We start from the raw sequence: 12505 nt of genomic DNA on the forward strand, positions 1-12505 counted from the left end.
GGGCGGCCTTTCGGGAATGTCTCCGGAATGTCTCCGATACACGAACGTTATCGATAACGTTCCAACAACCATACAGTACTTACCCCAGGTCACGCAAACAGGGTCGATGCGCCGGGGTCGGAGATGGGCCTCCGGGTCGCGGACACGCTCTGTATCGAATCGGGTTTACACCTATTGGTAAAAGAGACGTTATCGATAACGATAAAAGAACAACGCATCCAGGAGACTGCCGATGAATCCCGCACCACTTTGCAGCGCAGCGCTGGCCTTCGGGCTGGCGACGGCAGCGCTCGCCCAAGAGCCCAAGGTGATTACCGAATGGGACATTCAGACCCAGCCCGGGGGCTCCAAGCTGATACAGGAGGCGCAGGCGCGCTTCGAGAAGGCCAACCCCGGCTTCAAGGTGCAGCGCACGCAAATCCCCAACGACGCCTACAAGACCAAGCTGAAGATCGCGATGGGGGCCAATGAGCCGCCATGCGTGTTCACGAGTTGGGGCGGCGGGGTGCTGCGCGAGTACATCAAGGCCGGTCAAGTCGTCGACCTCGGTCCTTACCTGGCCAAAGATCCCGCGTTTCGTGAGCGCTTCCTGCCCAGCGCCTTCGACGCCATCACCTGGCAGGGCAAAACCTACGGCCTGCCGGGGGAGAACACCACCGCAGCCGTGATTTACTACAACACCGAGATCTTCGCCAAGTTCGGGCTCGCGCCGCCCAAGACCTGGCCCGAACTGATGAAGCTCGTCGAGACGCTCAAGGCCAACGACGTGGCCCCGTTTGCCCTGGCCAACAAGGCCAAGTGGCCCGGTTCGATGTACTACATGTACCTCGTCGACCGCATTGGCGGACCGGAGGTGTTCCGCAAAGCCATTGCCCGCGCGCCGGGTGGCAGCTTTGCCGACCCGGCCTTCGTCGAGGCCGGCAAATATCTGCAAGAACTGGTCAAGGCCGGCGCCTTCGCGCAGGGCTTCAACGGCCTGGACTACGACATTGGCGCAGCGCGCAGATTGCTGTACTCGGGCAAGGCCGCCATGGAACTGATGGGAACCTGGGAATCATCGAACATCAAGAACGAAAACCCGGAATTCGCCAAAAAGGTGGACTTCTTCCCGTTCCCCGGCGTGCCGGGCGGCAAGGGGCAGGCGGGCAATGTCGTCGGCTCCGTGGGGCAAAACTTCTACAGCATATCGACGGCCTGCAAGACGCCCGAGGCGGCCTACCAGTTGATCACGACGATGCTCGACGAGGCCTCGGTCAAGGCGCGCCTGGCAGACAAGCGCCTGGTGCCGGTCAAGGAACTGACGATCGCCGATGCCCCGATGCAGCGGGTGATGCAACTGGTGGCCGACGCGCCGGCCGTGCAACTGTGGTACGACCAGGAACTGCCGCCGCAGTTGGCCGAACTGCACAAGGACACGGTGCAGGCCCTGTTCGGGCTGTCGATCACGCCCGAAGAAGCAGCGCAAAAGATGCAAGCGCTGGCCGCGCAAATCCTCAAGTAGGCCATGAACCGGCAGGCTACGCCGACGGCGGCTGCGCCATGGACCGGCCGGCGGCGCCATGCGCCCGAATGGCTGGCGCCAGCGCTGTTTTTGGCGCCAGCGCTGGCGCTTTTGGCCGTGTTCCTGCTCTACCCGCTGATCGAGAGCTTGCGCTTGTCGCTGGTCGAATGGAACGGGCTGGGCAAGGGCCGTGTCGATGTCGGTCTGGACAATTGGTCGGCGCTGCTGCGCGACGCGCAGTTCTGGCGCGCACTGGGCAACAACCTGCTGCTGGCACTGATGTCGGTGCTGGTGCAACTGCCGATCGCGCTGGCGCTGGCGTTGCTGCTCGACAAGGCCGGCCGTGGCTCGCGCACGCTGAAGATCCTGTACTTCTTGCCGTTGCTGTTCTCCAGTGTCGCGCTGGGCGTGATCTTCAAGAACATCTTCGACCCGCACTTCGGGCCGATCAACACCGCGCTGAACGCCATCGGCGCCACGGCGCTGGCGCAGGACTGGCTCGGCGACCGCCGTTTCGCGCTGCTCACGGTGACGGCCGTCGTCTGTTGGCAAAACATCCCCTTCTACATGATCTTGTTCCTGGCCGCCCTGGCCTCGTTCCCGCCTGAACTGCGCGAGGCCGCCCGGCTCGACGGCGCGAGCGACGCAACCATCTTCTGGAAGATCAAATTGCCGCACCTGCAGGGCACGGTGCGCACGGCCGCCATGCTCGCGGTGATCGGCTCGCTGCGCTACTTCGACCTGATTTATGTGATGACCGGCGGAGGCCCCGAAGGCGCTTCCGAACTGATGGCGACCTATATGTACCGAACGGTGTTCTCGTCGTTCCAACTGGGCTACGGCAGCACGGTGGCCTCGGCCATGTTTCTGGTCGTGGCCCTGATTGCCGCATTCGGCATGCGCTTGACCAAGCGTTTCGAGACCCGGGTGTGACATGCGCGGCGCCGGCACGACCCGCTCCAAACCCTGGACCAGGGGGATCGTCTGGACCCTCGCGCTCGGCTGGCTCGCGCTCACGCTGCTGCCCCTGGCCTTCGTTGTCTTCACCAGCCTGAAGTCACAGCAGGACAGCTTCGACAAGCCGGTGTGGGCCTTGCCGAGCCACCTGGACTGGAGCCACTACGCCAGCGTCCTGCAAGGCGGGTTCTTCACCTATTTGCGCAACAGTGCCTTCGTCGTCGGCACCTCGGTGGTGCTGATCGTGCTCATCGCCGCGCTGGCGGCCTATGCGCTGGTGCGGCTGAAGTTCCGCTTCGACAAGGCATTGTTCGGGCTGATCGTCGCCGCGATGATCGTGCCGCTGCACATCACGCTGGTGCCGATCTATCTGCTGACGCGCGACCTGGGTCTGTACGACACGCCGTTTGCGCTGATCGGTCCCTACGTGGCCACGAGTTTGCCGGTGTCGGTGTTCATCCTGACCGAATTCATGCGCCAGATTCCGCGTGAACTGCAAGAGGCCGCGCAACTCGATGGCTGCGGCCCATGGACCATCTTTTTGCGCATCTTCCTGCCGCTGTCCGGGCCCGGCATTGCGACGGTGGCGATCTACAACGGCATGCACCTGTGGAACGAATTCATCTTCGCCAATGTGCTGACCTCATCGCCGGGCAATCGCACCTTGCCGCTGGCACTGTGGGATTACCAGGGCGAATTCTCGTCCAACCTCCCGGCGATGCTGGCCGTGGTCACGCTCACCTCGCTGCCGCTGATCGTGGTCTATGCCTTCGGCCAGGAGCGCATCGTCAAGGCAATGATGGCCGGCTCCCTGAAAGGCTGATCGACATGACCCAAGTGACCCTTGAAGCAGTGCACAAAACCTATGACGGCGGGGTTCAGGCCATACGCGGCGTGGACCTGGAGATCGGCGCAGGCGAATTTTGCGTCTTCCTGGGCCCCTCGGGCTGCGGCAAATCGACGCTGCTGCGCATGGTTGCGGGCCTGGAATCGATCACCGCAGGCGATTTGCACATCGGTGGCATCCGCATGAACGATGTGCCACCAGCACAGCGCCAGGTGGCGATGGTGTTTCAGAACTACGCGCTGTATCCGCACATGACGCTGTACGAGAACATGGCGTTCGGCCTGCGCCAGGCCCGGCTCGACAAGCGGGAGATCGAACGCCGCGTGCAGGACGCCGCGCAGATCCTGCAAATCGGCCATCTGCTCGATCGCCTGCCCAGGGCCTTGTCTGGCGGCCAACGACAACGGGTCGCCATCGGCCGCGCGATCGTGCGCAAACCGGATGTGTTCCTGTTCGACGAGCCGCTGTCCAACCTCGACGCCGCATTGCGGGTGCACATGCGCGCCGAAATCGCCCGGCTGCACCGCGAGTTCGGCCATGCCAGCGCCATCTATGTGACGCACGACCAAACCGAGGCCATGGCACTGGCCGACAAGATCGTGCTGCTGCGCTCCGGGCAGGACATGCTCGACAACGGCAGCGTCGCCCAGATCGGCTCGCCGATGGAGCTCTACCACCGTCCGCGCGACCTGTTTGTCGCGGGCTTCATCGGCGCGCCCAAGATGAACTTGCTGCCGGCGACCGTGCTCGCCTGCCGGGACGGTTGCGTCGTGCTGCAACTCGACGCAGGGGTCGATGGCGAACGCATCGAACTCAGTGAGCGCAGCGCAATGCCCGCAGTGGCAAGCCGCGTAACGCTCGGCATCCGGCCCGAACACCTGCTGACCGGCCGCATGGGCGACGCTGCGACGATCACCAGGCGGGTTCGGCTGGTGGAGCATTTCGGCGAACACAGCTATGTCCATCTGGACGGTGCCGGCAACGGCGAGAGCCTGATTGCCAAGGTCATCGGCCACAGCCATGTCCGGCCCGGCGACAATGGGACTTTCAGCATCGTCTCGACCCATTGCCACCTGTTCGACGCCGCCGGCTGCGCGCTTGCACAACCGGCACCGATTTTTGCGAGTACCCCGTGAGCCGAACCACACCCACCCTGGCCGACCTTGCCGCAGCGGCCGGCGTCTCGACGATGACCGCCTCGCGCGCGCTGAACAACCAGCCCGGCATAGCGCAGCGCACCCGGGCGGCCATCCTGAAGGTGGCGTCCGAAAAAGGCTATGTCACCAACCGGGTGGCACAAAAGCTGTCCTCGGGACAAAGCGGCGTGATCGGGGTGATCGCCTTGCAGTTGGACATCCCCTTCATCATCGGTGTGGTCAACAGTGTCGTGCGCGCCGCAGCGGCCGCCGGCAACGAGGTGTTGATCTACTCGCATCCCGAACGTGAAAAGCAGCCATCGAGCAACGTGCTGCAACTGCTGCAACAGTTCACCGACGGCGTGGTGGCGCTGCCGCCCTATCAACCCGGCTTCGTCGAGGCGCTGGCGCGCGGGCGATTTCCGGTGGCCATGGTCGACAGCCCGCTCGATCACGCACAACTGCCGTGCGTAACGGCAGACGACTACGGGGGCGCCCGGTCAGCGATGAAACACCTGGCCGAGCTGGGGCACAAGCGCATTGCGTTCATCGCCGGATCGGAACAACTCGGCTCGGCCGGGGAACGGTTGCGGGCCTATCACGAAGCGGTCGCCGTGCATGGGCTGGTGCGCGACCCGGCGCTGGTCGTGCCCGGGCGCTACAGCCTCGAAGGGGGGCGCGCCGCAGCGCTGGCGCTGCTCGCGCTCAAGAAGCGGCCCACGGCCATCTTTGCCGCCAATGACCTGAGCGCGTTCGGCGTGATGGCCGTGCTGCAAGAGCAGGGGCTGAAGATTGCGCAAGACATGTCGGTCGTCGGCTTCGACGATGTGCCTGCGGCATTGCACGTACACCCGGCACTGACCACCGTGCGCCAGCCGATGGAAGGGATAGGACGTGCGGCAGTCAGCACCTTGCTGTCGCAGATTGCCGGACTGGCCCCGGACAGCGCGCGGGTCACCCTGCCGACGGAACTGATAGTGCGGCAATCCACGGCGCCGCCGCAGCGCTGATGGCCGCGGCCGTGGCGGCGGATCAGGCCCTGTGGTGGGTGCGGTGCTTGTCGTTTGCATGGGGCGGAGAGGGCTTTTTCTGGGGGCTGCATTTTGCCGACACTCCAAAAAGTAGTGCAAAAGTCACCCCCCCCCCCCCCCCCGCGCAGCCGGCCTGACAGCCCGGCGCCCCGCATCGCGTTGCCGTGCAGACCCTTTCAGCGCCCGGAAAGCATGACATGCCCGGGTCACGACACCTGGGCGGGTTTGCGGCGGCGGCGCCGTCAGTCCGGCACCGGGCGGGCCGGCTTCGGGCGTGGGGGTCGGGTGGTGTGGATCAGCAAGCTGGCCTTGTCCATCTCGCCGACCAGCAGCGCCGGCCAGGCCCTGAGCGAATGGGCGATGCTGTCCTCGATCAGCGCGCGCTGCTCGGGTGAGGGTTTTTTCAGCACCCAGTTGATGACCTCGCTCCTGACCCCGGGGTGGCCTATGCCTATGCGCAGGCGCCAGTAGTCGGGGCTGCCCAACTGCCCGTGGATGTCGCGCAGGCCGTTGTGCCCGGCATGGCCGCCGCCGCGCTTGAGCTTGACCTGGCCGGGGGCAATGTCGAGTTCGTCGTGCACCACCAGGATTTCCTCGGGCTGGAGCTTGAAAAAGCGCGCCAGCGAAGCCACCGACTGGCCCGAGTGGTTCATGAAAGTCTGCGGCTGCAACAGCCAAACGCTTTGGCCATGCACCGTCGTGCGGGCCAGCAGGGCCTGGTGGCTGCGCTCTGGCAGCAGCGTGGTCTTGAGTTCACGCGCCAGCGCATCGATCCACCAGAAACCGGCATTGTGGCGGGTGGCCGCGTAGTCTGGCCCCGGGTTGCCCAGGCCGGCAAACAGCTTGATCATCTGCGCAATGGTCGTGTGGGCTTGGGGCCCGGGACATGGCAACGGCCCGCAGGGGCGGTCGCCATGTGGCCCGAAGGAGCGGTGGGCAGGGCGCCGCGTGCACTGGATTACTTTTTCGCCTTGGGTTTTGCTGCGGGTTTGGCGGCGGCGGCGGCAGGTTTGGCCGTGGCTGCGGGCTTGGCCGCCTTGCCTTTGCCCTTGGCCTCGGCTACGGGCGCTGGAGCGGCGTCGGCAACAGGGGCCTCGAGCACCACCACTGGCGGCACCACCGACACCAGGGCCGGGTTGTGCTGACCACCGCGGATCACGGGCGTTACGCCCCGGGGCAGTTTGATGTCCTTCAGGTGCAGGGAGGTGCCCTTTTCCAACTTCGACAGATCGACGGCGATGAACTCCGGCAGGTCCGAAGGCATGCAGGTCACGTCCAGTTCGTTGACGATCAGGTTGACCATGCACTTGTCGACCTTGACGGCGTTGGACTCTTCCGAGCCGCTGTAGTGCAGCGGCACCTTCATGTGCAGCCTGGTCTTGTCGTCGACGCGCTGGAAGTCGATGTGCAGCACGCACTGCTTGAAGGGGTGGTATTGCACGTCGCGCAGCAAGACCTTGTCGGTCTTGCCGGCCACCTCCATGTCGAGCACGCTGGAGTGGAAAGCCTCCTTCTTGAGGGCATGCCACAGCGCGTTGTGGTCGAGCTCGATCATTTGGGGCTCGGCCGAACCACCATACACGATGCCGGGCGTCTTGCCCGAATTGCGCAGACGGCGGCTCGCACCCGTACCCTGCTTGGCGCGCTCAAAAGCGACGAAGTTCATGATTGGCTCCTGAAAGAGGGGTGGCCGCGACCAGCCTGCCCCCTGATTTGAAAAGACCCGCCATTGCGGCGGCAGGCCCACGCAATGCTTCCGAACCGGTCAGAACAAACTGTCCTGGTCCGAAAACAAACTCATCACCGAATTTCCCTTGGCAATGCGCTGTATCGTCTCTGCGATCAGCGGGGCCACGGAGAGTTGGCGAATCTTGGTGCATCCCCGGGCGTTGTCGCTCAAGGGGATGGTATTGGTCACCACCACTTCATCGAGGGCCGTGCCCTGGGCGATGCGCTCGATGGCAGGGCCGGAAAAAATCGGATGCGTGCAATAGGCGTAGACCTTTCTGGCTCCGCGCTCCTTGAGCACCTCGGCGGCCTTCACCAGCGTGCCGGCGGTGTCGATCATGTCGTCCATGACCACGCAGTTGCGGCCTTCGGTCTCGCCGATCACATGCATGACTTCGGACACATTGGCCTTGGGGCGGCGCTTGTCGATGATCGCCAGATCGCAGTTGAGCTGCTTGGCCAAGGCCCGGGCGCGCACCACGCCGCCCACGTCGGGGGAGACCACGATCAGGTCTTCGTAATTCTTCTGGCGCAGATCACCGAGCAAAACCGGCGAGGCGTAGATGTTGTCCACCGGGATGTCGAAAAAACCCTGGATCTGGTCGGCATGCAGGTCCATGGTCAGCACGCGGGCGACGCCCACGGCCTGCAGCATGTTGGCCACCACCTTGGCGCTGATCGGCACCCGCGTCGAGCGCGGCCGGCGGTCCTGGCGGGCGTAGCCGAAGTAGGGGATCACGGCGCTGATGCGCTCGGCCGATGCGCGCTTGAGCGCGTCGACCATGATCAGCAGTTCCATCAGGTTTTCGTTGGTCGGCGCGCAGGTGGATTGCACGACGAAAACATCCCGCGCGCGCACGTTCTGCTTGATTTCAACGGTCACTTCACCGTCGGAGAAACGCCCCACATCGGCTGCACCGAGGCAGGTGCCCAAGTGTTGGGCTATTTCGACTGCCATGCCGGGATTGGCATTGCCGGTAAAAACCATGAAGTCGGGGTGATTGGCTTGCATGAGCGTCCCAGCAGTCTGAAAAAAAGCCCGTCCCGTCTGCGGAAAAAAATGGTGCGCCACTTGGCAGGGGAAGAAGGATTCGAACCTTCGCATGCCGGAATCAAAATCCGGTGCCTTAACCAGCTTGGCGACTCCCCTGCACAGGTCGACTGCGGAAAGCAGCCCACCTCAATCCTCGTCTGCTGCCCACCCTGCAAGAGGATGGAGCATCAGATTCTCACAGACCCTGACCTGCCAGCCTTCGGGGGCTGCCCCCAAGTCACCAACGTGACCCAAGTCGGGCGCCTGTGGTATCTGTGCAAACACCGCACTGCCCGAGCCTGTCATCCGGCCTTGCAACCCGCGCGCTCTGAGCCATTCGATGGCTTGGGTGACCTCGGGGCACAATGCCTGGGCAACGGGCTGCAGGTCATTTCGGCAGAAATCGGCATCCTGGTAGCAGTCGCCATCCCGGCCGAAATCGGCTGCAGCAAAGCCGGAGATTGTAGCACTGCCCGAAGCGCGCTTCAGAAGGGGCGAGGAAAAAATGGCCTTCGTCTCCAGACCGGCAGCGGGCTTGACGACCGCAAAACATGCCGGCGGCAGTTGTCCATGCGCCAGCGGCGTGATGATCTCGCCGATGCCCGCCACCCGGGCGTTGCGCCCGCGTACAAAAAACGGAACATCTGCACCGAGCGTCACGCCGATCTTTTCCAGCGCCGACAGCGACAGGCCCAGACCCCATAGCCGGTTCAGTGCCAGCAAGGTGGTCGCGGCATCCGACGAGCCACCGCCGATGCCCGCTTGCGCGGGAAGGCGTTTGAGCAGCCCGATATGCGCGCCTTGCCTGCAGCCGGTGGCCGCCCGCAGCGCATGGGCGGCCCGTATGCTCAGGTCGGCAGCGGGCAGCGGGGCGCCCAGGTCTTGGCGCGAAATTGCTCCGTCGGCACGACACTCGAAATGCAGGGTATCGCACCAGTCGATCAGCATGAAGACCGACTCGATCAGGTGATACCCGTCGGCGCGCCGTCCGATGATGTGCAAAAAGAGGTTCAGCTTTGCCGGGGCCGGCAGGTCATACAGGGCTTGCATCGCAGGAACGCAGGGCAGGGGCGCCAGGTCAGCGGGTCAGCGCGATGCGTAAAGTGGCGGCAGGGTCATCGCGGCGCGCGCTGATGCGTCCGTCAGCGATGCCCGAAAGGTCTGCCTGCCAGCCTGTGGCCGTGGCCTGAATGCCCTTGAGCCAACTGAAAAGTGCAGCCACCGGGATGGTGCCGGCACCGGTCAGGTCTTGCAGCAGCGCATCGAGGGAGTCCGAGCTACGTGTTTCCTGTCCGCTGTGCAACTGTGCATGGCCGTCCTTCCAGTCCAGTTGTGCAAGGCGCTGGCCCAACGGGTTGAGCAGCACCAAGCCGCCGCTGTCGGCATTGCCATGCAACTCGAACATTGCAGAAAACGCTTGCGCCGCTTGCCCTTGCCCTTCACCTTGTGCCTGTGCTTGGGCCTGAACCTGCAACGCGATGCGCCCGCTCCACGCATCTTCTTGCGCCCTGGCGCCGGGTGCCGGCGGGGCGCAACCCACGAGCCACAGCAGCAGGGGCAGGACAACAATGGCACTGCGCATCAGTGCGATGGCGCTACGCATCAGGGCGCGACTCCGAGGCGCTGCAGTGTTTCCTTCAGGGTGTCGTTGTCAGGGTTGCTGCGCTGCCCTTCTTTCCAGACCCTGGACGCAGCGTCCTTGTCGCCCAGGCTCCACAGCACCTCGCCCAGATGGGCTGCGATCTCGACATCGGGCCGTGTCTTGTAAGCGGCTTCCAGATACCGCTTGGCATCGGCCTTGTTGCCCAGGCGAAACTCCACCCAACCGAGGCTGTCCATGATGAAAGGATCGCCCGCCGCCAGTTCCAGCGCCTTCAAAATCAACTGTTTGGCCTCGACAAGCCGCGTGCCACGATCGGCCAGCGAATAACCCAGGGCGTTATAGGCATGGTGGTATTGCGGTTGGCGCGCAATCACCTGCCTGAGCAATTGCTCCATCAGATCGGGCTGGCCCGCCTTTTCGGCCAGCAGAGCCTGGTCGTAGACCAACTCTGCCTCCTGCGGGAACAATGCCACCAGTTCGCCCTGCACTTGGTACGCCTGCCGGTACAGGCGCTGCTCGCGCAACAACTGCACTTCGGCCAGCAGCTTCATGCGCTGGTCATCGGCCGAACTGCCCGGCAGGCTGCGCAACAGCGCCCGCGCTTGCGCGAGCTGGCCCTGGCGTGCCAACAGCGAGGCGCGGCGAATTTGGGCGCCGAAAACCCCCTGCGGGTCGTCTATGCGTCCGAGCCAGGTCTGTGCAGCCGCAAAGTCATTTTTTTTCTCTGCGATTTGCGCGTACAGCAAATAGGCCTGGGTGCGGCTTTTTTGCCGCACTTGCTCGTCGGTGTCCGTCGCAGACAGTTCCAGAAAACGCTGCAACGAGGTTTCAGCCTCCGGCAGACGGTTGTCCTGAAACTGCAACGAGGCCATCAGCAGCCACGCCGGTGCGAGCGCCGGTTTTTCTTGTGTGACCGCTTCGAGCAGACCTCTGGCATCCTGATTGCGCTGCAAGCCTGCAAGGACACGGGCATAGGCCATACGCCATTCAGGCAACCTGGGGACGGCCTGCTTGGCCAGCGCCCGGAGCACGATCGGCTCGGCTTGCGCAATGTTCTCTTGCATCAACTCCAGCGCCAATTGCACGGCGCCTTCGCTGGCGTTATCCAGTGCTTGCGCCTTGTGCGCCGCATCCAGCGCCCCGCTTTTGTCGCCGGCCGCCAGACGCAAGCGTCCCAGCGACACCCAGGCCACGGAACCTGTGGCGGGGTTGCCGAGTTCATCCGCCAGCGCTTGCTCTGCCACCTTGGCGACCAAGGCCTTGTCGCTGGCACGCTCGTACATCCGGGGCAGGGCAGACAGCGTGGCCAGTTTGTCGCGGGCCGACGATTGCGCCAACTCCTGGCGCAGCAGCTCGGGCGTCTCCCTGATCCGGTTCAGTGCGACCAAAATTTGCAACATGTAGCGATTGGCCTCGCGCGACTGCGGCAAAGCCTGCTTCCAGGCCCTGGCCGCAGCCAGCGCATGCTCGCCAGAGCGGGACTGCAACGCAATGTCCGCAGCCCGCTGGTAGAGCTGGCCGTCAGCGCTTCGGCGCGCGGCCTCCAGCATCAGCGCATAGCCTGCGCCCGGGTCACCCATGCGGGTGGTCAATTCACCCAGGAAGATCTCGTAGAACAGCTTGGCGTCCAGGGCCGGGCTGGATGCCACCGGCGGCGCCTCGGTCGCGGGACGGCTTTCGTCGTCGGTCGGTTGCGCCAACGCCGGGCAGGCAACGACCGTCATCGCGCAAGCCAATGCGGCCAATCGAATGCTCTGAGGTAGCGCCATTGGGCCATGATAATCCATGCCTGTGAATCCCTTGCCTGATTTTGTATATGCCTGAATTGCCCGAAGTGGAAGTGACGCGCCGCAGCTTTGCCGATGCGATCGCCGGTGCGCGCATCCAGGCCGTCGCTCTGGGCAAACCGTTGCGCTGGCCCCTGGGCTGTGATCCCATGTCCCTGGTGGGCCAGCAGGTGCTGGGCCTGCGCAGACGCGGCAAGTACCTGTTGGCGGACACCAGCGGCGGGCTTTTGTTGTTGCATCTGGGCATGTCGGGGAGCTTGCGTTTCAGCCATGGGCTGCCGCCCGCAGGGGTACACGATCACTTCGACCTGGTGACCGACCGCGGAACCCTGCGGCTGCACGACCCACGCCGGTTTGGTGCAGTCGTTTATGCGCCCGACGAGCAGGCCCCGGTGGCGCTGAAACTGCTCGGGGCTTTGGGAATGGAGCCCTTGTCGGACTCTTTTTCATTGGCCACTTTTCAGTCCGGACTGAAAAAGAGCCGGATGCCGATCAAGCCACTGCTGCTGGCCGGGCGTCTGGTGGTAGGCGTGGGCAACATCTACGCCTCGGAAGTTCTTTTTCTGGCGGGCATCCGCCCCACGGCAGTGGCTTCGCGCGTGGGCGCCGAGCGGGTGCGCCGATTGCACGAGGCGATACGCACTGTGCTGACGCGGGCCGTGCAAATGGGCGGCAGCACGCTGCGCAATTTTTCCAATGCCGATGGAATGGCGGGTCATTTCCAGAGCAGCGCCCATATCCATGTGTATGGCCGCGACGGCGCTCCCTGCCACCATTGCGGCAGCGCCATACGGCTGCTGCGCCAAGGACAAAGGAGCAGTTACTTTTGCCCGCTGTGCCAGCGGGCCTGACCGGCATTGCTTGAAACGGACTGAATGTGCG

At 64.2% G+C, this 12505-nt stretch carries 12 protein-coding genes and 1 tRNA gene; 6 read left to right on the forward strand and 7 right to left on the reverse strand.

Annotated elements, in window-relative coordinates; translation table 11 throughout:
- The first annotated feature begins 232 nt into the window (after window positions 1-232).
- The 5 genes from VEIS_RS04650 to VEIS_RS04670 are packed head-to-tail and all read left to right on the forward strand — an operon-like array spanning window position 233 to window position 5451.
- The gene (locus VEIS_RS04650; protein WP_011808735.1) at window positions 233-1501 is read left to right on the forward strand and encodes an extracellular solute-binding protein; all 1269 of its coding nucleotides are present in this window, start codon (window positions 233-235) and stop codon (window positions 1499-1501) included.
- Between the two features lie 3 nt (window positions 1502-1504).
- Complete coding sequence (locus tag VEIS_RS04655) at window positions 1505-2434, forward strand: carbohydrate ABC transporter permease (protein WP_011808736.1); 930 nt, start codon at window positions 1505-1507, stop codon at window positions 2432-2434.
- Between the two features lies 1 nt (window position 2435).
- Window positions 2436-3281, forward strand: coding sequence for a carbohydrate ABC transporter permease (locus tag VEIS_RS04660; RefSeq protein ID WP_011808737.1), 846 nt, complete (start codon window positions 2436-2438; stop codon window positions 3279-3281).
- A gap of 5 nt (window positions 3282-3286) precedes the next feature.
- On the forward strand, window positions 3287-4441 hold the full coding sequence (locus VEIS_RS04665; RefSeq protein ID WP_011808738.1) for an ABC transporter ATP-binding protein: 1155 nt from the start codon (window positions 3287-3289) through the stop codon (window positions 4439-4441).
- Complete coding sequence (locus tag VEIS_RS04670; protein ID WP_011808739.1) at window positions 4438-5451, forward strand: LacI family DNA-binding transcriptional regulator; 1014 nt, start codon at window positions 4438-4440, stop codon at window positions 5449-5451. The genes VEIS_RS04665 and VEIS_RS04670 overlap by 4 nt, the downstream gene beginning before the upstream one ends.
- Window positions 5452-5714: 263 nt before the next feature.
- Here the strand turns inward: VEIS_RS04670 and pth are convergent, their stop codons facing one another.
- The 7 genes from pth to VEIS_RS04705 form a co-directional block, all read right to left on the reverse strand.
- On the reverse strand, window positions 5715-6323 hold the full coding sequence (pth, locus tag VEIS_RS04675) for an aminoacyl-tRNA hydrolase (RefSeq protein ID WP_041949809.1): 609 nt from the start codon (window positions 6321-6323) through the stop codon (window positions 5715-5717).
- A gap of 107 nt (window positions 6324-6430) precedes the next feature.
- A complete protein-coding gene (locus tag VEIS_RS04680; protein ID WP_011808741.1) occupies window positions 6431-7138 on the reverse strand; it encodes a 50S ribosomal protein L25/general stress protein Ctc in 708 nt (235 codons plus the stop codon).
- Window positions 7139-7237: 99 nt separating this feature from the next.
- A complete protein-coding gene (locus VEIS_RS04685) occupies window positions 7238-8212 on the reverse strand; it encodes a ribose-phosphate pyrophosphokinase (protein WP_011808742.1) in 975 nt (324 codons plus the stop codon).
- Window positions 8213-8273: 61 nt separating this feature from the next.
- Window positions 8274-8350: transfer RNA gene (locus VEIS_RS04690), tRNA-Gln, on the reverse strand.
- 30 nt (window positions 8351-8380) lie between these two features.
- Window positions 8381-9283 carry a 4-(cytidine 5'-diphospho)-2-C-methyl-D-erythritol kinase gene (ispE, locus tag VEIS_RS04695; protein ID WP_011808743.1) on the reverse strand — a complete coding sequence of 301 codons (903 nt, stop codon included), beginning with the start codon at window positions 9281-9283 and terminating at the stop codon, window positions 8381-8383.
- A gap of 28 nt (window positions 9284-9311) precedes the next feature.
- Complete coding sequence (locus VEIS_RS04700) at window positions 9312-9836, reverse strand: lipoprotein insertase outer membrane protein LolB (RefSeq protein WP_011808744.1); 525 nt, start codon at window positions 9834-9836, stop codon at window positions 9312-9314.
- Entirely contained in the window at window positions 9836-11623 is a 1788-nt protein-coding gene (locus tag VEIS_RS04705; RefSeq protein ID WP_011808745.1) for a tetratricopeptide repeat protein, read from the reverse strand. Before VEIS_RS04705 ends, VEIS_RS04700 begins: the two co-directional genes overlap by 1 nt.
- 29 nt (window positions 11624-11652) lie before the next feature.
- On the opposite strand from VEIS_RS04705, the gene mutM reads away from it, so the two are divergent.
- Window positions 11653-12474, forward strand: coding sequence for a bifunctional DNA-formamidopyrimidine glycosylase/DNA-(apurinic or apyrimidinic site) lyase (mutM, locus tag VEIS_RS04710; RefSeq protein ID WP_011808746.1), 822 nt, complete (start codon window positions 11653-11655; stop codon window positions 12472-12474).
- Window positions 12475-12505 lie beyond the last annotated feature (31 nt).

The organism is Verminephrobacter eiseniae EF01-2 (assembly GCF_000015565.1).
Taxonomy (GTDB): domain Bacteria; phylum Pseudomonadota; class Gammaproteobacteria; order Burkholderiales; family Burkholderiaceae_C; genus Acidovorax; species Acidovorax eiseniae.